13 protein-coding genes are annotated in these 19,169 nt (G+C 65.9%); 8 read left to right on the forward strand and 5 right to left on the reverse strand.

Going from position 1 to position 19,169, the window contains the following annotated elements; translation table 11 throughout:
- Positions 1-34 precede the first annotated feature (34 nt).
- The 4 genes from hpaR (at position 35) to ACQR1E_RS18940 (ending at position 4,274) form a co-directional block, all read left to right on the forward strand.
- Positions 35-484, forward strand: coding sequence for a homoprotocatechuate degradation operon regulator HpaR (gene hpaR / locus ACQR1E_RS18925; protein WP_434897504.1), 450 nt, complete (start codon positions 35-37; stop codon positions 482-484).
- Between the two features lie 158 nt (positions 485-642).
- Positions 643-1,728 carry a malate/lactate/ureidoglycolate dehydrogenase gene (locus ACQR1E_RS18930; RefSeq protein ID WP_316185195.1) on the forward strand — a complete coding sequence of 362 codons (1,086 nt, stop codon included), beginning with the start codon at positions 643-645 and terminating at the stop codon, positions 1,726-1,728.
- A gap of 131 nt (positions 1,729-1,859) precedes the next feature.
- Positions 1,860-2,639 (forward strand): HpcH/HpaI aldolase family protein, encoded by a 780-nt coding sequence (locus tag ACQR1E_RS18935; protein ID WP_315714912.1) that lies wholly within the window; start codon positions 1,860-1,862, stop codon positions 2,637-2,639.
- Between the two features lie 111 nt (positions 2,640-2,750).
- A complete protein-coding gene (locus tag ACQR1E_RS18940) occupies positions 2,751-4,274 on the forward strand; it encodes a UxaA family hydrolase (RefSeq protein WP_434897421.1) in 1,524 nt (507 codons plus the stop codon).
- 207 nt (positions 4,275-4,481) lie between these two features.
- On the opposite strand, the gene ACQR1E_RS18945 is transcribed toward ACQR1E_RS18940, so the two are convergent.
- Positions 4,482-4,679: a hypothetical protein gene (locus ACQR1E_RS18945; protein ID WP_008964013.1), complete on the reverse strand. Its 198-nt coding sequence runs from the start codon at positions 4,677-4,679 to the stop codon at positions 4,482-4,484.
- A gap of 432 nt (positions 4,680-5,111) precedes the next feature.
- Between ACQR1E_RS18945 and ACQR1E_RS18950 the strand changes: the two genes are divergently transcribed.
- The 4 genes from ACQR1E_RS18950 to ACQR1E_RS18965 all read left to right on the forward strand — a co-directional run bounded on the left by ACQR1E_RS18950 (position 5,112) and on the right by ACQR1E_RS18965 (position 12,346).
- On the forward strand, positions 5,112-8,426 hold the full coding sequence (locus tag ACQR1E_RS18950; protein WP_434897422.1) for a DUF2126 domain-containing protein: 3,315 nt from the start codon (positions 5,112-5,114) through the stop codon (positions 8,424-8,426).
- Between the two features lie 30 nt (positions 8,427-8,456).
- Positions 8,457-10,991, forward strand: coding sequence for a circularly permuted type 2 ATP-grasp protein (locus ACQR1E_RS18955; protein ID WP_434897423.1), 2,535 nt, complete (start codon positions 8,457-8,459; stop codon positions 10,989-10,991).
- Complete coding sequence (locus ACQR1E_RS18960; protein WP_434897424.1) at positions 10,988-11,866, forward strand: transglutaminase family protein; 879 nt, start codon at positions 10,988-10,990, stop codon at positions 11,864-11,866. Before ACQR1E_RS18955 ends, ACQR1E_RS18960 begins: the two co-directional genes overlap by 4 nt.
- A 99-nt stretch (positions 11,867-11,965) precedes the next feature.
- A complete protein-coding gene (locus ACQR1E_RS18965; protein ID WP_315714907.1) occupies positions 11,966-12,346 on the forward strand; it encodes a hypothetical protein in 381 nt (126 codons plus the stop codon).
- Between the two features lie 733 nt (positions 12,347-13,079).
- Here the strand turns inward: ACQR1E_RS18965 and ACQR1E_RS18970 are convergent.
- From ACQR1E_RS18970 to ACQR1E_RS18985, 4 genes are all read right to left on the reverse strand, one after another.
- Complete coding sequence (locus ACQR1E_RS18970; RefSeq protein WP_434843538.1) at positions 13,080-13,973, reverse strand: SMP-30/gluconolactonase/LRE family protein; 894 nt, start codon at positions 13,971-13,973, stop codon at positions 13,080-13,082.
- A 181-nt stretch (positions 13,974-14,154) separates the two neighbouring features.
- Positions 14,155-16,203, reverse strand: a complete 2,049-nt coding sequence (locus ACQR1E_RS18975; protein ID WP_316202248.1) for a PQQ-dependent sugar dehydrogenase — start codon at positions 16,201-16,203, stop codon at positions 14,155-14,157.
- Between the two features lie 13 nt (positions 16,204-16,216).
- Positions 16,217-17,500, reverse strand: coding sequence for a sodium:proton antiporter NhaD (gene nhaD, locus ACQR1E_RS18980; protein WP_315749228.1), 1,284 nt, complete (start codon positions 17,498-17,500; stop codon positions 16,217-16,219).
- A 113-nt stretch (positions 17,501-17,613) separates the two neighbouring features.
- Entirely contained in the window at positions 17,614-19,140 is a 1,527-nt protein-coding gene (locus ACQR1E_RS18985) for a cryptochrome/photolyase family protein (RefSeq protein ID WP_434862778.1), read from the reverse strand.
- Positions 19,141-19,169: the final 29 nt, after the last annotated feature.

Consider the following 19,169-nt stretch of genomic DNA (forward strand, 5'->3'; position numbering starts at 1 on the left):
CAGGCAGGCTGCGAAGGAGGCGCGCAAGGTGCCGATGCGCGACTTCTCGCAGTCGCTGCCGATGGCCTTGTTGCGGGCGCGTGAGGCCGTGATGCGGCAGTTTCGCCCCAATCTGCGACAGCACGGCCTGACCGAGCAGCAATGGCGCATCTTGCGCGCGCTGGCGGCGGTCGATGTGATCGAGGTGACGGAGCTGGCGCGGGTCGCGTTCCTGCTCGGGCCCAGCCTGTCCCGCATCCTGCGCGATCTCGAGGCGCGCGGCTTGATTCAGCGCGAAGTCGATAGCCGCGACATGCGCAGGGGCGTGTTGTCGATCTCGGCCAAGGGCATGAAGCTTATCGCACAGGTCGCGCCGAGCTCAGAGGCGATCTATGCATCGATTGCCAGCCGGTATGGCGCCCGCAAGCTTGCCGCATTGCACAAGATGCTGGGCGAGCTGGAGCAGAGCATCGGCGGCGATCTCGACGTCTCCGACGACGGCTGATATGCCGCGGACCAAGCGCAATGGCGCGGTCTCATGCTTGGCAGGCCGTTCGGCGTTTTGATAAGAAGCGATGCAGTCGAGCGGAGAGGGCGTGCGTCGCAGGCATGGCAAACCATGCTAACTCTGTTTTCGCATGCTGATCGAACCCGCGAGTTGTCATGGTCACTATCAAGGTTGCGCATCTCATCGATTTCGTTGCCGACGTCTTCGAACACGCCAATTCCTCGCCGGAGGAGGCCCGCCGGATCGCGACCTATCTGACGACGGCCAACCTGACAGGGCATGACAGCCATGGTGTGATCCGGGTGCCCGTCTATATCCGTTGGCAGAAGATGGGTTCGATCGTGCCCAACCAGACCGCAGAGGTCGTGGTCGACACCCCGTCGCTGGTGGTCGTCGACGGCAAGTTCGGCTACGGCCAGACCGTGACACCACAGGCCGTGAGGATCGGCATCGAGCGTTGCAAGAAGAGCGGCTTGGCCGCGTTGGCGCTGCGCAATTCCGGCCATCTCGGCCGGGTCGGCGACTGGGCGGAAATGGCCGCCGCCGAGGGGCTCGTCTCCATTCATTTCGTCACGGCCGCAGGTTCACTGCTGGTGGCGCCCTATGGCGGAGTCGAGAAGCGGTTCTCCACCGCGCCATATTGTGTCGGCATCCCGCGCCAGGGAAAGGATCCCATCGTGCTCGATTTCGCGACCTCGATCGTGGCCGAGGGAAAGGTCTTGGTGGCGAGCCGCGGCGGCAAGAAGCTGCCCAAGGGCGCCTTGATCGATGCCGACGGGACGCTCAGCGAGGATCCGGCGGTGCTCTATGGACCCTATGAGGCCGAGGGGACGCGCGACCACACCAAGGGGACGGGAGCGATCCGCGCCTTCGGCGAGCACAAGGGCTCTGGTCTCGCCTTCATCTGCGAGCTGCTCGGCGGCGCCTTGACCGGCACCGGGGCGACGTCGGCAAATCGGCGCTTTGCCAACGGCATGCTCGCGATCTACATCGACCCGAAGGTGGTCGATCCGGCGAGCTTCTTTGATGGTGAGATCACCCGCTATACGGATTTCATCCGGGCGACCAAGCCGGTCTCCGGCGTTGATCAGGTGCTGGTGCCGGGCGATCCCGAGCGCAAGATGCGGGCCGAGCGTACGGCCAATGGCGTGCCCTTGCCCGATGACACCTGGGCGGCAATAGTGAACACGGCACGCGAAGTGGGTGTCAGCGAAGCGAGCATTCAGCGGGCGACATCGTGAAATCAGTGTGACTGCGGGTGGTGCGAAGCATCCATGCTCAGATTGAGCGGGATTGCATTGCGTTGCGCCATCGGCGAGAACGCATTCTAACGAGACGGATCGGTTGAACAACAAGGGAAGGAAACGCAGTCGTGGCGAACAATAAGGTCAAGCAACTCTGGGCCGAAGGCAAGACGGTGGTGAATGCCTGGCTCGCGATCCCCTCGGGCTTCTCCGCGGAGGTCGTGGCTCAGTGCGGCTTCGACAGCGTCACCGTGGACATGCAGCACGGGGTGCAGGACTATCTGTCGATGGTGCAATGCTTCCAGGCCATGCATGGCCATCCGGTCACGCCGATGGTGCGCGTGCCGTGGAATGAGCCCGGCATCATCGGCAAGGTGCTCGATGGTGGCGCCTATGGTGTCATCTGCCCGATGGTCAACACAGCGCAGGAAGCGCGCAACCTCGTTTCCTATTCCAAATATCCGCCGAAGGGTGTGCGCTCCAACGGTCCGATCCGCTCGGGCATGTATGGTGGTGCGGGCGAGTATCAGAAGACGGCCAACGACGAGATCGTGCTGCTGCCGATGATGGAGACCAGGACCGCGGTCGAGAACATGGAAGCCATTCTCGATGTCGAAGGCATCGACGGCGTCTATATCGGGCCCTCCGATCTCGGCTTTTCCTATGGCCTGGTGCCGAAGCTTGATCGTGACGAGCCGGAAATCCTCAAGATCTATGAGAAGATCGTGAAGGAGTGTGGCAAGCGTGGGCTCAATCCCGGCATTCACTGCAGCGGCGCCGAGGGTGCGGTCCGCGCCATCAACATGGGCTTCAAGCTCGTGACCTTGTCGAACGAGGTCGGCCTGATGCAGGTCTATGCCCGCCAGCAGGTCGCGCAGACCCGCAAAGACTCCGGCGGCAAGGCCTGAGGCGAATTGCGAATAGGGAGTAGCGAATAGGGGATTCATTCATTCGCTATTCGCAACTCGCTATTTGCATGCCTGTTTGCGACCTACCGATACAAACGAAGAGAGACTGCCATGGCTCCCGCCCCCGTCATCCGTCTTCATCCCGAGGACAGCGTCCTGATCGCGCGTGCGAGTCTGCCGCCCGGCCTCGCGGTTGCCGATGGCGTGGCCACGGTGGACCGCATTCCGGCGGGGCATAAGGTCGCGGTGCGTCCGATCGCGCAGGGCGAGCCCATCCGCCGCTACGGCCAGATCATCGGCTTCGCGACCGCGCCGATCGCGCCCGGGCAGCACGTTCATACACAGAACTGCGGCATGGGCGATTTCGCCAAGGACTACGCCTATGGCGTCGACGTGAAGCCGACGCCGAATTTCGATCTTCCGGCGACGTTCGAGGGCATTCGCCGGCCCGATGGCCGGGTCGCGACCCGCAACTACATCGGCATTCTGACCTCGGTGAACTGCAGCGCGCATGTCGCGGGCCTCGTTGCCGACGTGTTCAAGCGCAATCCCTTCACCGGTGACGATCCGCTCGCCGACTTCCCGAACGTCGACGGCGTCGTGGCGCTGACGCACAAGACCGGCTGCGGCATGACGCTCGACGAGCCGCTGAAGCTGCTGCGGCGAACCCTCGGCGGCTACGCGCGGCACGCGAACTTCTCTGCGGTGATCGTGCTCGGCCTTGGTTGCGAGGCCAATCAGATCGGCGGATTGATGGAGGAGCAGAAGCTCGCCGGCCGCCTGCGCGCCATGGACATCCAGGAGGTCGGCGGCACCCGCAAGACCGTCGAGGCCGGCATCGCTTTCGTCAGGGAAGCGCTCGCCGACGCCAACAGGGTCAAGCGCGAGACGGTTCCGGCCAGCGAGCTGACTGTCGCCCTTCAATGTGGTGGGTCCGACGGCTATTCCGGCATCTCGGCCAATCCGGCGCTCGGTGCGGCAAGCGATCTGCTGGTGCGACATGGTGGCACAGTGATCCTGTCGGAGACGCCCGAGACCTACGGCGCCGAGCATCTGCTGACGCGCCGCGCAGTCAGCCGCGACGTCGGCGAGAAACTCGTCTCCCTGATGCGCTGGTGGGAAGAGTATACCGCGCGTGAAGGGGCGGAGATGAACGCCAATCCCAGCCCGGGCAACAAGGCCGGCGGCCTGACGACGATTCTCGAGAAGTCGCTTGGCGCGATGGCCAAGGCCGGCAGCACCAATCTGGTCGATGTGCTGCATTATGCGGAAGCCGTCACCAAGAAGGGCTTCGTGTTCATGGACACGCCCGGTTACGACCCGGTTGCGGCGACGGGGCAGGTGGCCGGCGGCGCCAATCTCGTCTGCTTCACCACCGGCCGCGGCAGCGTGTTCGGCTGCAAGCCGGCGCCGTCCATCAAGCTCGCGACCAACACGCCGATGTACAAGCGGATGGAAGACGACATGGACGTGAATTGCGGCACCATCCTCGACGGCGAGGAGACGGTGCAGGAATGCGGCCAGCGCATCTTCGAATTGATGTTGAAGACCGCCTCGGGGCAGCCGACCAAGAGCGAGAGCTTCGATTTCGGCGGGGCCGAGTTCGCGCCCTGGGTGCTCGGCGCGACGATGTAGCTGGATCACTCAGCTATTCGGCGGCCCCTATCGGGGCTGCGGTCCGGTGTCCCGGCATCTGATCGCAGCTGAGATCGCAAGTTAACTGAGACTGGATCGCAACTGAGATCAGATGACAGGTGAGCGCGCCGCCATGGGCTGGCTGTCGTGGGCAGTCCGTCATGGGCTGGCCCTGCCGACGCTCGCGCGACCGCGGCGCCGAGCAATTTACCGCTGGTGGCCCAGGCCGATGCCGAGCGCCAGAGCCTTCTGACGGAGCGAGCCTTCGGTCCGCTTCATCGCCTTGGCGATCTTGGCAACCGGGGTCTTGGACTTCGAGTGCTGCTTCAGCAGCTTGATGTCGGCGGGCGTGTAGGGTTTCCGCGCCAACTTCTTGGTAGCTGCCTTCTTAGCTGTCTTCGCCACTTGATTCTCCTTTTGGCAATGATGGTCCTAAATAGCATGTGTAGTCGAGCTATCAAGCGATTGCGGCAAATGCAACGCTATTAGTTCTTGTTAGTTCATCATTCGGGGTTAATCCCTGCTTTGACGACCTGGTCAATCTTCCGTGAGCGCCTGCGCGCCTTCCTGTGGACAACTCTCCGCGTGCGGCCGGATAGGTTGTTTGTTCTTCTCTCGTTCTTCGTGACGGGCCCGATTGAGGCGCGCAGCGGCCGGAAAAGCGACCGGTGCGTGCAGCGGAGACACCTGATAGGGCGGCTCAACTGGGCCGGCGGGGTCCAAATGCCGCCTTTCGGGCTTAGGATCGTCCATTAGGCAGCTCTGCCCTTTGTTAGTGCTTGATCCCTAAGCACAGCAATGTTCTGCTTAAAAAAGTTGCTGGAGCGCCGAAGCCTCGTGTCAATCTACGTCGCATTACATCACGTCACCCATTACAAATACGATCGTCCGGTCGAACTGGGCCCGCAGACCATCCGCCTGCGTCCTGCACCACATACCAGGACCCCCGTGCTGAGCTATTCGCTCAAGGTCACGCCGCCCAACCATTTCGTGAACTGGCAGCAGGATCCGCAAGGCAATTGGCTGGCCCGCTACGTTTTCCCCGAGAAGGTGAACGAACTCAAAATCGAGGTCGACTTCACGGCACAGATGACCGTGATCAATCCGTTCGACTTCTTCGTCGAGCCTTACGCCGACAGTTTTCCCTTCGCCTATCCGGAGGGCCTCAAGGTGGAACTGGCGCCCTATCTCGAGACGATCGAGCCGGGGCCGTTGTTCGCGGAATACTTGAAGTCGATTCCCCGCGATGCGGACAACACGGTCAACTATCTCGTCGAACTCAATGCGCAGTTGCAGAAAAAGATTCATTATATCATCCGGATGGAGCCTGGCGTTCAAACGCCGGAGGAGACGCTGTCGTCGGCCGCCGGCTCCTGCCGCGACTCGGCGTGGCTGCTGATCCAGACGCTGCGGCATCTCGGGCTCGCCGCTCGCTTCGTCTCCGGCTATTTGATTCAGCTTCGTCCCGACATCGATCCGGTCGAGGGGCCGGTCGAGGTCGAGAATGATTTCACCGATCTGCATGCCTGGGCCGAGGTCTATCTGCCCGGCGCTGGATGGATAGGCTTCGACGTCACCTCGGGCATGCTGGCGGGCGAGGGACACATCCCCGTTGCAGCGACTCCCCACTATCACTCGGCCGCGCCGATCAGCGGGAGTGCCGGAGTTGCCGAGGTCAACTTCAACTTCGAGATGAATGTGAGGCGCATCCGCGAAGCGCCGCGGATTACCCGGCCATTTTCGGATGAGGCGTGGGACCGGCTCGACCGCCTCGGCGAAGCCGTCGATGCCGATCTCGCCGAAAACGACGTGCGCCTCACGATGGGCGGCGAGCCGACCTTCGTGTCGATCGACGACATGGAATCGGCGGAGTGGAATACGGCTGCCGTCGGCCCGGCCAAGCGCGGGCTCGCGGACAGCCTGATCCGGCGTCTGCGCGCGCGTTTCGCGCCCGGTGGCCTGCTGCATTACGGACAGGGCAAGTGGTATCCCGGCGAAAGCCTGCCGCGCTGGGCGTTCGGACTGTATTGGCGCAAGGACGGTGAGCCGATCTGGCGCAATCCGGATCTGATCGCCAGCGTCGATGGCCCGCGCAGGGCGACGATCCAGGATGCAGAGCGTTTCCTGGACACGGCCGCCGAGACGCTCGGGCTCGAGCCGGACTACGTGCTGCCCGCGTTCGAGGATCCCGCGCATTGGCTGCAGAAGGAAGCCGCGCTGCCCGAGAACGTCGACGCGCTCGACTCCAAGCTCGCCGATCCCGAAGAGCGCGCGCGCATGGCGCGGGTGTTCGACGAAGGGCTGCACATTCCGCGCGGCTTCGTGCTGCCGATCCAGCGCTGGAATGCGCAGCCCCGGCGCTGGCGCAGCGAGCGCTGGGGCCTGCGGCGCAAGCGCCTGTTCCTGATTCCCGGCGACTCGCCGCTCGGTCTGCGGCTGCCGATCGGCTCGCTGGCCTACATTCCGCCGGAGGATTTCCCGTACGTCCACGAGCAGGACCCGATGGAGCAGCGCGGGCCGCTGCCGATGTTCACGCAGGGGCGTCCGGTGATCGTGCCGCAGGTACCGCCGCTGCCGAAGCTCGATCGCGCGCCGAAGCCGCAGCAGGACGTTCAGTATCAGTACTGGGGAGGGCTCGGCGTCCGCACTGCGATGTCGGTCGAGATCCGCGATGGCATTCTGTGCGTGTTCATGCCGCCGGTCGAAACCATCGAGGACTACCTGGAGCTGGTCGCAACGGTCGAAGCGACGGCCGAGTCGATGCAGATCAAGGTTCACGTGGAGGGCTATGCACCGCCGTTCGATCCGCGCATCGAGGTCATCAAGGTGACGCCCGATCCCGGCGTGATCGAGGTCAACATCCAGCCGGCCGCGAGCTGGCGGCAATCGGTCGACATCACCTTCGGACTTTATGAGGATGCCGCGAAGGTGAGGCTCGGCGCCAATCGCTTCCTGATCGATGGCCGCCACACCGGCACCGGCGGCGGCAATCATGTCGTCGTCGGCGGCAGCTCGCCGCAGGATTCGCCCTTCCTGCGCCGCCCCGATCTGCTGAAGAGTCTCGTCCTGTATTGGCAGCGGCACCCGTCGCTGTCTTATTTGTTCTCCGGCATGTTCATCGGGCCGACCAGCCAGGCTCCGCGCATCGATGAGGCGCGCCACGACAGCCTTTATGAGCTCGAGATCGCGCTCGCCAACGTGCCAAGGACCGGGCAGAGCGTGCCGCTGTGGCTGGTCGACCGGCTGTTCAGGCATCTGCTCGTCGACATCACCGGCAATACCCACCGCTCGGAAATCTGCATCGACAAGCTGTACTCGCCGGAGGGACCGACGGGCCGGCTCGGACTCGTGGAGTTCCGCGCGTTGGAAATGCCGCCGGATCCGCGCATGTCGCTGGCGCAGCAGCTTCTCATCCGTGCGCTGATCGCCAAATTGTGGCGCGAGCCGCAGGACGGCCGGTTCGTGCGTTGGGGCACGGCACTGCACGACCGCTTCATGCTGCCCCACTTCATCTGGGAAGACTTTCTTGATGTCCTGGATGAGCTGCGGTCGTCCGGCTACGACTTCTCGCCGGAATGGTACCAGGCGCAGCTCGAATTTCGCTTTCCGACCTTCGGCCGCGTGCAGCATGGCGGCGTGACCCTGGAGCTGCGGCAGGCGCTGGAGCCCTGGCATGTGCTGGGCGAGGAAGGCGCCGCGGGCGGCACCGTGCGCTATGTCGATTCCTCGGTCGAGCGACTTCAAGTCAAAGCCGAAGGTTTCATCGAAGGCCGCCACCTCATCACCTGCAATGGTAGGAGGATGCCGATGACCTCGACCGGACGGTCGGCGGAAGCGGTGGCGGCGGTTCGTTTCAAGGCATGGCAGCCGGCCTCCGGCCTGCACCCGACGATCCCGGTGCATGCGCCGCTGACCTTCGACCTGATCGACACCTGGAACGGCCGTTCGCTGGGCGGCTGCGTCTATCACGTCGCCCATCCCGGCGGCCGCAACTACGATACCAAGCCGATCAACTCCTACGAGGCGGAGGCGCGGCGGCTCGCCCGCTTCCAGGGTCACGGCCACACTCCGGGACGAATCGCGCTGCCGCCGGAGGAACGCACAAATGAATTCCCGATGACCCTCGACTTGCGCAGGCCGCTCCTGCATTGATGGCACGGAGTTTGTGCGGAGGACCAGGGTATGGACGGCTCGAGCGGCCAGGACCAGGGAGCGAGCCCCGCCGCCGGTCGGCCGGCGGCACGTTCTCCGCTGCGCCGGGCCGAGCATTGGGCCCGCGACTACACCCGGCTCCCCGGCATCCCCGATGAGTTCATCGGGGCCGACGGCCGTCCGCGACCGGTCTGGACCCGCTTTGCCGAGACCTTCGCCGCACTCGCGCCGAGCGACATCGAGCGCCGCTTCGCCTCCGCCGATCGCCATCTGCGCGAAGCCGGCGTCACCTATCGCTCGCCGGGCGACAACGCCGAGCGATCGTGGCCGCTGAGCCATCTGCCGCTGCTGATCGACGAGTCCGAATGGGCTCAACTGTCCCAGGGCATCGTCCAGCGCGCCGAGCTGTTCGAACGGGTGCTGCAGGACATCTACGGCGAGGGACGGCTGGTGGCGAGCGGCGCGCTGCCGGCAGCCGCCGTCGCCGGGTCCAGCGAATATCTGCGCCCGGTCTGCGGCGTCAAACCGCCCGGCGGCCGCTTCCTCGGCATCTACGCCGCCGATATCGGCCGCGGGCCCGACGGCGGCTGGTGGGTGCTCAACGACCGCACCCAGGCGCCGTCCGGCATGGGCTATGCGCTGGAAAATCGGCTCGTGCTGTCGCGCGCCTTCTCCTCGATCTACAAGTCCATGAACGTGGAGCGGCTCGCGCCGTTCTTCGAAGCTTTCCGCGATGCTCTGCGCGCCAGCGCCGATCGTGACGAGCCGCGCATCGGCGTGCTCACGCCGGGCATGTTCAGCGAGACCTATTTCGAGCACGCGACGCTGGCGCGCTATCTCGGCTTTCTGCTGGTCGAGGGCGACGATCTCGCTGTCAGCGGCGACCGCGTGCACATCCGCACCGTCGCCGGCCTGAAGCGCGTCGACGTGCTGCTGCGGCGGCTCGATTCCAACTCGCTCGATCCGCTCGAACTCGATGCCGGCTCGCGACTCGGCGTCGCCGGCCTGATGGACGTCGTGCGCAAGGGCGGCGTGGTGATCGCCAACATGCCGGGCTCCGGCGTGCTGGAGGCGCGCGCGCTGCTTGGCTTCCTGCCGAGCCTCGCGCGGCGCGTGCTCGGTGAGGATCTCAAGATCCCGCACATCGCGACCTGGTGGTGCGGCCAGAAGTCCGCGCGCGACGAGGTGCTGTCGCGGCTCGAGGAGTTCGCGATCGAAGGCGCCTATGGCCGCGCCGTGCCGGGCTTCGCGAGCAGCGGTCCGGTGCTCGCTGGTGAGCTCTCGGCCGCCGAGCGCGAGCGGCTGCGCGCCGCGATCAGCCAGCGCGGCATCGATTATGTCGGCCAGGAGGTGGTGCGGCTGTCGACCACGCCGGTGTGGGAGGACGGTCGGATCGCGCCGCGGCCGTTCGTGCTGCGGGTGTTCGCTGCCGCCACGCCCGACGGCTGGACCGTCATGCCCGGCGGCTTCTGTCGCATCGCCGACAAGCTCGATGCGCGCGCGGTGTCGATGGGCGACGGCGCGCGCGCCGCCGACGTCTGGGTGGTCGCCGACAAAGCGGTGGCGGCGCGCACCTTGCTGCCGGGCTCCGACAATGTGCGGATACGCCGCATCGCCGGCGTGCTGCCGAGCCGCGCCGCCGACAATCTGTTCTGGCTCGGACGCTATCTGGAGCGCGCCGAGGCCACCGTGCGGCTGATCCGGGCGCTCGCAGCCCAGCATCGTGATCCGGGCAAGGGATCGCCGGCGCAGCTCAACACCTCCGAGCGCATCCAGCGGCTGTTGCTGGCGTGGGGCGCGGTCGAGCAGACCTCGCGCAGCAAGGGATTCCAGGTTGCTGCCGAAGCCCTGCAGGCCGAGCCGCAGTTCGGCTCGGCGCTGTCGCTGCTCCGATCGGCGCAGCGCACCGCGACCTCGCTGCGCGAGCGCCTCTCGCCCGACGCCTGGCAGGTCATCACCGAGATGCCGAATCGGCTGGCGCAGGAGGCGGAGGATGAGGACGCCGTCGTCAGCATCGCCGAGCTCACGCTCGACCGGCTCGCGAGCTTCGCCGGCCTTGCTCAGGAGAACATGAACCGCGCCGCCGGCTGGCGTTTCCTCGACATGGGGCGCCGCGCCGAACGCGCCATCAACACCGCGCGGTTCGCGCGGCAGTTCGGCTATGACGAGGCGACGCCCGAGGATCTCGACGTCCTGCTCACCCTGGTCGATTGTCAGATCACCTATCGCTCGCGCTATCTGATCGGCCCGGCGCTGGCGCCGATCCGCGATCTCGTCGTGCTCGACCTCTACAATCCGCGCTCGGTCGCGTTCCAGGTCGAACTGCTGAACGAGCACATCGCGAGCCTGCCGGTCCTGAAGGAGAACGGGCTGATCGAGCGGCCGCAGCGCCTCGCGATCTCGCTGGGCGCGCGGCTGACCGCGGCGGAGGCGGCCCATCTCGATGGGCGCACGCTGTTTGCACTGGAGCAGGACCTGCTCAATCTGGCGGAGGCGATCGGTCAGCACTACTTCCCGCACGGTCCGAATGCGACGCGGCCGGAAAAGCTGACGGGCCTCGCGTGATCTACGACATCCGGCACGTCACGACCTATGAGTATGAGAGCGCCGTCAGCTTTGCGCGCTGCTCGCTGCGGCTGGAGCCGCTCAGCGGTGACGGCCAGGAGCTGATCTCGCATAGCGTCGACATCCGGCCGCGGCCCTCGGAGCGGACGGCGCGGCGCGATTTCTTCGGAACGTTGACCGAGAACGTCGTGATCGACACCCAGCACCGCCACCTGCGCATCGACTCGCGCTCGCGGGTGAAGCTGTCGCGCACGCCGCCCGAGCGCGATGCGCCGAGTGCGGAGTGGGAGCAGGTGCGCGATGCAGCGTTCGAGGCGACGAGCCTCGGCCCGTCGTCGCCGATCGGCTACGTCTTCGCCAGCGCGCTGGTGCCGGTGCTGGAGCCGGTGACGGACTATGCCGCGGCAAGCTTTCGCGCCGGCACCGGCATCGTTGCCGGCGCGGCCGACCTCATGCGGCGCATCCGCAAGGAGTTCAGATACGATCCGAAGGCGACCGTGATCTCGACCCCGCTGCGCGAGGTGTTCGACAATCGCCACGGCGTCTGCCAGGACTTTGCTCACGTCATGATTGCCGGCCTGCGCGGGCTCGGTCTGCCCGCGGCCTATGTCAGCGGTTATCTGCGCACCATCCCACCGGAGGGACAGCCGCGGCTGCAGGGCGCCGACGCCACCCATGCCTGGGTGTCGCTGTGGTGCGGCGACGACCTCGGCTGGATCGGCTTCGATCCGACCAACGATCTCCTGGTCGGCAATGATCACATCATCCTCGGCATGGGCCGCGACTTCTCCGACGTCTCGCCGGTCGACGGCATCATCGTCGGCTCGCGCAAGCAGAAGCTCGGCGTCGCCGTCGACGTCGTGATGGTCGAGTAGGGTTCCCTGACCGGGAACGGTCGGAACATTTTTCCCGCATCGCACTTGATCCGCCCGAGGGGCCCGAATGGGGGCTGGCTGACCCTTTCGAGCGATGGAGTGATCGACATGAAACGTGTTGCAATCGTCATTGGCCTGGTCGGCGCCTGCGTCGCCGGCAGCGCCTCGGCCCAGCCGAGTGCGAACCTCACCGGCACCTACCGCTGCATCCAGATGTGCCGCGACGGCATGATCGGCGCGCCGGCCTTCGTGACGCAGAACGGCGATGCCGTGAACCTGACCACCGAAACCGGCGAGTCCCTCCAGGCCTGGCCGGACTGGAATGCTCCCAATAGCCGGCTTTGGATCGACGCACGTGACGAAAGCGCAGTGTATTCGCCCGACGGCATGCGCATCCAGTTCGACGACGGCCGTGTCTGGGAGCGCGACCTGCCGCCGCCGCTCATCGTCCGCCGCGCGCCGGTGGTGTACGGGCGATAAGCGATCGCCATTGCTATCGAGGCTCTCGCGCACGCGGGGGCCTTGATTTGCGGGTGAGATGAACGGTGCCGGCCTCACGATCCAGTACTCGCCGGAAGGGGTGATGAATCGAGACGCCGCGGCGTACCGGATGCCCGCCTGCGCGGACATGACACGGGGTACGGGGCGGCGTTCTCGCGACACGATCTGTCCGAGTCATGAAGGATAGCTCGAACCCTCTGAGAACAAGAGGGCGCAGGGAATGCCGGGTGATGGCCTCACCCATGGCCCGCCTGCGAAAAGAATGCAGGCGGCAGGAACCACAGGTCCAGCCGGATCAACCCGGCATTCCCTGCGCGATGGCTTTACGGCTTATACGTGGTCTCCCTGGTGCGCCGGGCTTTCTGGCCACCATCCCCAGCGCGATCGTATTGCGCCAGGTTGACACCAGCATCGGGGTGTCGGGACATCACGACTTCACCGTGCGCATCATGCCGTTCGTCCGCGCGACTGATCACGCTGCAGCACCACACGCCCACCGCTCCCCAGGCTCCACGTTCGTGACGATCGCGATACGCCCCTCTCACGAGCCCGGGATGGCCGGAAACATCGGTCTGATTTGCCCGACGACACAAGTGGGCAAGCGTGCGACAAACTGGCACGACGGGTAATTCGGGCATGGCGGATATGCGCGATCTATTAGTTGCCGTTCAGACAGCGAGCGCCATGCTGAATCCGGCACCAGCAGAGAAGCTCAGCACTTCCGCATCTGCAAACAATGCTCTCGCCCCTCGACATCAGTCCGAAACGACTCGATGAAGCCGCCCTGGCGCTGGGTCACATACACGGTCTTGCCGTCGCTGCCGCCGAAGGCGAGGTTGGTCGGCTCCCTGGCTTTCAGCGCGATCTCCCGGATCATGCGCCCATCCGGCGCCAGCATGGCGATGCTGCTCTTGAGGATGTGCGCGACCAGCAGCCGGCCGCTGGCGTCGGTGCGCAGTCCGTCGATCGTGTTCGGCTCGAAGGTCTTGATCAGCTTTGGCCGTGTCAGCGCGTCGCCGTCGATCGCATAGGACCAGATCTCGCCGCTGTTGGATTCGCCGACATAGAGCGTGCGGCCGTCGGGGCTGAGATCGATGCCGTTGGCGGTGCCCATGGCACGCGGCGCCGACATGGCTGCGCCTTGCAGGGATCCGTCGGGTCCTTTCGCGATCCGCCAGATGCGGCCGCTGCGCGCCTTCCAGTTGGGATCGCTCGCATAGATCGTGCCGTCGCGCGCCAGCGTGATGTCGTTGGGCTGGCTCATGTCATCGGCATGGAAGACGAGGCGGGGCTCGGTCGTACCGGGGGCGATGGCGAAGATGTTGTGGCGCTTGTAGTCGGCGACGAACATCGTGCCTGTGGCGTCGATGCGGATGGCGTTGCCAATGCTGTTGTCGGGCAGCTCGGTGAATTTTTCGGAGGCCGTCGCCTCCGGCGCGAGCTTGCCGATCGTGCCGGCCTTGCCGAGATTGACGACGAACAGATTGCCGTCGCGGTCGACGGCGGGCCCCTCGATGCCGAAGGTGTATTCGCCGGATGGAGTGAGCTGGGTGCTCTCGAACAGTTTTGGTGCGGCGAGGGTGGGCGCGCTCGCAAGCAAGAGCATGAGAACAGTCGCCAAACCCGAGATGCGTAGGGTGGACAAAGGCGCAGGACGACGCCGCTTGCGCCCGAACGCACGCTCGTTCGCGCCGTGCCCACCAGCCGCAGCACCGGTGCGCGCGGCCGGTGGGCACGCGCCGCCTGCGGCGGTCGCTTTGCCCACCCTACGGGCCATTGCAAGCCGGTCAGAGCGGCACCAGAAACTGCTGTTGGATGTAATAGCCATTGTCGTCCGTACAGGTGCCGTTGAGGTAGGTATCGGCGGGCCGGAAGAAACGGCTGAAGCCGGGCTTATTGACGGCAGACCTCTCGGTCATCACGACGACCTTGCCGAACGGGATCTCGCCGCATTCGCGGCCGTCGCCGGCGAAGAACTTGCGATGCGGAGGGCCGCCCGGTTTCACCCGCATCCTGGTTCCTGGAATCATGCGCGCGACCAGATCGTCCGCCACATCAAGCACCCTGGCGTAGCCTGGTTCCGTCTTGATGAGGTTGGCGCCCGGCGGCATCTGCCGCTCGGCACCCAATCCGCGCAATCGTTGACGCAGCCGGCCGGCTTCGGGATCGCCCGGATAGATCCAGCCGTCTTGCGCCAGCATGAAGCGCAGCACGGCGCGGTCCTTGTCGTCATCGGATTGCCCGGCCTTGAGGCCGAAATCCGAATGGCAGCCGCTGCAATGTTTTTCGATCAGGCTCCTGCGCACGGTCGTGAGCCGCGCGCGACTCGCCGCGTCCTGCATCACGAAAGCCGCAAGCCGGTCGATCAGCGCCTCGCTCCTGATGTCGCAGGGCAGGGGTTCGGGGGCAGCCTCGCCAGAGCGGTCGATGCGGATCACGGTCTGGTTCTTGTCCTCGACCAGCCAGATCGCGCCGTCGTCGGCGATGGTCATGCCGACCGGCGCGCCCTGCGGCCGGATGCCGTTGACGCGATGCCACCCCGTGATGATCTCGTCGAACGCCGCGGCCGGCGCGGGACCGGCTGCGGTCTGGAAAGCGCGGGTTGGCTCGGCGGCGCAGCTCACATGGTAGCGCACCGGCGCCGGGCTCAGCTTGGGCAAGCCGTGGTCGTCGACCTCGAAGGCGAGTAGCCGGCTGCCGGTCGGCCGATAGCCATGCAGGCCGACCAGCAGCTTGCCCTTCAGGTCGTCGAAGCGATCGCCGGTGTAGTAGAGCATGCCGAGCGGCGCGCCATGCGGCGGCAGCAGCGACCAGGGCTGCTTGTAGAGCGTGGTGGTGTTGCAGAGGTTCTTGAGCGCGCCGGACTGCAGCACACGCTTGAATTCCGGGCTCGGCGTCGTCAGGTCGTAGCAATAGGGCCAGCCATAGTGGCGGCCTTGCTCGATCGCGTTGATCTCCTCGTTGGGCGCGAAGATGTCCTGCAGGTCGCGCGCGTTCTCGCCCTGCAGGAACGCGGTGCCGGGATCGGGAAAGCGCGGATGCAGCGCCAGCGCCATCGAGTTGCGCAAGCCGCGCGCGAACACCTCATGAGGCGGAGCGGAATCGCCGGGTTTCAGCGCTGGAAAGAGGCCGCCGGCGGGCGGCGTGAACAACCAGATGGAAGCCAGCGGCGAGGTGCCGTCGCCCGCCGCGCAGGGTCGCGTGATCGGCGCCGGCGACAGGCAATTGTCGCTGTGCGAGCCGATGTTGACGAACAGCCGCCCGTTGCGGTCGAAAGCGAAGGCCTTCAGCGGATGCGCACTCTCCGCGATCCGGGTGCCGTCCGGCAAGGTCAGGCGGCGCCCAGGCAGATCGCGGATGATGGTCTCGATGGTCGCTCTCGGGTTCGCGGCGAGCGGATCGAAGCGGAAGATCGCGGTGTCGGTCGAGGCGTAGATCCTGCTGTCGAGGCCCGCGGCGAGGCCGAATGGATAGGACAGTCGCGTGACCGCCTCGCGGATGCGCTGGCCCGCGGGCGCTACGGGATCGAGGATGAGGAGGCGGCCGTCGTCATGGCCCCAGCCGCCCATGTCCGCGACCACGAACAGTTGATGGCCGGGAATCTGCACGATGCTGCGGGGAAATCGCAGGCCGTCGTCGCGACTGGCGACGAGGCCGGCGCAGAAGCCGGGCTTCATGTCGATCTGGAGGCGCGGAAAGGTGAGGGCGCCGTCGCCGCAACTGGCCGGGCCGAGCGCGTAGCCGCTGCGGATCGTCGCGTCGTCGGCGTGGCCAGCTCCGATACCGATGAGCATGGCGGTCGCGACGGCTGCAAGACTGTGCCACGACCATTCCATGCGTCGGTCCCGCTCAGTGAAGCAGATTGTATTGGATGATGTAGGCGGCGGCGCCGGCAAAATAGCCGAGCAGGGCGATGCCGCTGATGCGGCGGACGTACCAGAAGAAGTGGATGTTCTCGAGCCCCATCGCGGCGACGCCGGCCGCCGAGCCGATGATCAGGATCGAGCCGCCGGTGCCGGCGCAGTAGGCGACGAACTCCCACAGGAAACTGTCGGGCGGAAACTGGCTCAGGCTGTACATGCCCATGGATGCTGCGACCAGCGGCACGTTGTCGATGACCGCGCTGGCGAGGCCGAGCACGATCACGATCAGGTCGAGCCGGCCGACGGTGCGATCGAGCCATTGCGCCAGCGCCTGCAGGATGTGGGTGTGCTCCAGCGCTGCGACGGCCAGCAGGATGCCGATGAAGAACACGATCGAGGGCATGTCGATGCGGGTCAGCGCATGTACGAGCGTCAGGCGCTGCTTCTGCTCCGAGGCCTTCTCGCGATGGATGATCTCGCCGACCATCCAGAGCAGGCCGAGGCCGAACAGGATGCCCATGAACGGCGGCAGGTGCGTCAGCGCCTTGAACACCGGCACGGCGACCAGGATGCCAAGGCCCATGAAGAACATCAGATTGCGCTCGAACGGCAGGATCGGGCTGATCGAGGCGAGCCCTGCGCTCGCCGGAGGCGCGAGCTGCTTGCCGCGCAGCGTGACGCTGACGACCGCGAGCGGCACCAGCAGGTTCAGGAGCGAGGGGATGAAGACCGACTTCATGATCGCGAGCGGCGTGATCTGGCCGCCGATCCACAGCATGGTGGTGGTGACGTCGCCGATCGCCGACCACGCGCCGCCGGCATTGGCGGCAATCACGATGATGGCGGCGAACACGAGACGATCTTCGTCACGCCCCGACAGCTTCTTCATCAGCGACACCATCACGATCGCGGTGGTGAGGTTGTCGAGCATGGCGCTGAGGAAGAAGGTCACGAAGCCGACCAGCCAGACCAGCGTGACCTGATTCCTGGTGCTGATCAGCGAGGTCACGACCTCGAAGCCGTTGTGCGCGTCGATGACCTCGACGATGGTCATCGCCCCGATCAGGAAGAAGATGATCTGCGCGGTCGAGGCCACGGACTCGTTGAGTTCAGCCGCAACGGCCGGCGCGGTCCCGCCCATGACGGCGTAGATGGTCCACATCAGGCCGGCACCGACCAGAGCGGTGGCTGCCTTGTTGATCCGGAACGGATGCTCCAGCGCCACCACGGCATAGGCGAGCGTGAAGACGGCGACGATGGCGGCGGTCATGGGCAGGGCATTCCGGGCTGGATCGGCGGGAGACGGATGGAACTGCCCAAGATATGACCGATCGGCGTCCGGCCAGCAAGCCGTGAGCGCTGTTCAGGCTGGACGAACGCCGGTTACACCAGGGCCGACGCGATCGCGTCGGCGTGGCTCCGGATGGCGCGGATCTCCGCCGCGCTGCGGCGCTCGAGATTGACGTACTGGTTGCGCATGCGGCCATTATTGGCGAAGCGCCGGCGGTGCTTGGCAAGGAAGCTCCAATACAGCGTCGTGAGCGGGCAGGCCCTGTCGCCGGTCGCCTGCTTCGGATCGTAGCGGCAGTTGCGGCAATGGTCGCTCATGCGGTCGATGTAGTGGCCCGACGCCGCATAGGGCTTGGTGCCGACCACGCCGCCGTCGCCATGCTGGCTCATGCCGAGCGTGTTGGGCAGCGACACCCAGTCGATGGCGTCGTGAAACATCGACATGTGCCAGAGGTGCACATCGTAGGGCCGGACGCCGAGCAGCATCGCGAACAGGCCGAGCACCATCAGCCGCTCGATGTGATGCGCATAGGCGTGATCGATGGTATGGCCGATCGCCTGCGCCAGGCAGCGCATCTCGGTCTCGCCGGTCCAGTAGAAGCGCGGCATCGGCAGGCCGGCGTCGAGCGCGTTCTCATCGGCGTAGTGAGGCATGCGCTGCCAATAGATGCCGCGCACGAATTCCCGCCAGCCGATGATCTGGCGGACGAAGCCCTCGAGCGCGTTCAGCGGCGCGTTGCGGCTCTGAAGCGCGGCCGCGACCACTTCGCGCGGATTCAGCATGTGCAGGTTCAGCGCGCCCGACAGCCGCGAGTGATACAGGAACGGCTCGTCGCTCAGCATCGCGTCCTGATAGGTGCCGAACAAGGAGAGGCGCCAGGCGACGAAATCGGAAAGCTCGGTCAGCGCGTCGACGCGCGACACCGGCAGGTCGAAGCGGTCGAGCTTGCCGGGACTGTTGGAGAAGCGCGCCGCGACCAGCATGAGCACGTCGCGCGTGATCGCGTCGGGCGCATAGGATCTGGCGACGGGGATCGGCGGGCGCGACTTGCCGAATCCCTTGCGGTTCTCGGCGTCGAAATTCCAGCTGCCGCCGACCGGGCGGCCGCTCTCGTCGATCAGGATGCCGGTCTTGCGCCGCATCGCGCGGTAGAACGTCTCCATGATCGGGCGCGGATGGCGCTCGGTGAAGGCGTCGAACTCCTCCGCCGTGCACAGGAAGTGGCGGTCGGCGCGGATGTCGGGCCGCTGCGGCAGCTTGCGCAAGCCCTCGCGCACGCGAAAATCGCCGGGCTCCAGCACGATGGTCGCCGCAGGCCGCAGCGCCGCCTGATGCCGCGCGATCTCGCTGTCGAGTGCGCCGGTGTTGGCGGGATCATCGAGCCGGACGTAATGGACGGTGCGGCCGCGGCTCTCGAGATCGGCGCGGAAGTGGCGCATCGCCGCGAAGAAATACGCGATGCGCATCTTGTGCTGCGGAACGTAGCTGGCCTCGTCGCTGACCTCCATCTGCAGCACGGCGTCCTGCTCCGGGTCGAAACCGTCGAAGGCCGCCGAGTCCGCATCGAGCTGGTCGCCCAGCACGATGACAAGGTGTCTTACGGCACGTGTCCTGGTCATGGGACCTTGGTCATCACGCCATGCAGCCG

The sequence above is a fragment of the Bradyrhizobium sp. HKCCYLRH1030 genome (assembly GCF_051168395.1).
In the GTDB taxonomy this organism is placed as follows: Bacteria; Pseudomonadota; Alphaproteobacteria; order Rhizobiales; family Xanthobacteraceae; genus Bradyrhizobium.

Coding starts and splice junctions, on each gene's coding strand:
- hpaR (WP_434897504.1), top strand. CDS start 35: ATGCGCGACTTCTCGCAGTCGCTGCCGATGGCCTTGTTGCGGGCGCGT.
- ACQR1E_RS18930 (WP_316185195.1), top strand. CDS start 643: ATGGTCACTATCAAGGTTGCGCATCTCATCGATTTCGTTGCCGACGTC.
- ACQR1E_RS18940 (WP_434897421.1), top strand. CDS start 2,751: ATGGCTCCCGCCCCCGTCATCCGTCTTCATCCCGAGGACAGCGTCCTG.
- ACQR1E_RS18955 (WP_434897423.1), top strand. CDS start 8,457: ATGGACGGCTCGAGCGGCCAGGACCAGGGAGCGAGCCCCGCCGCCGGT.
- ACQR1E_RS18970 (WP_434843538.1), bottom strand. CDS start 13,973: ATGCTCTTGCTTGCGAGCGCGCCCACCCTCGCCGCACCAAAACTGTTC.
- ACQR1E_RS18975 (WP_316202248.1), bottom strand. CDS start 16,203: ATGGAATGGTCGTGGCACAGTCTTGCAGCCGTCGCGACCGCCATGCTC.
- nhaD (WP_315749228.1), bottom strand. CDS start 17,500: ATGACCGCCGCCATCGTCGCCGTCTTCACGCTCGCCTATGCCGTGGTG.
- ACQR1E_RS18985 (WP_434862778.1), bottom strand. CDS start 19,140: ATGACCAGGACACGTGCCGTAAGACACCTTGTCATCGTGCTGGGCGAC.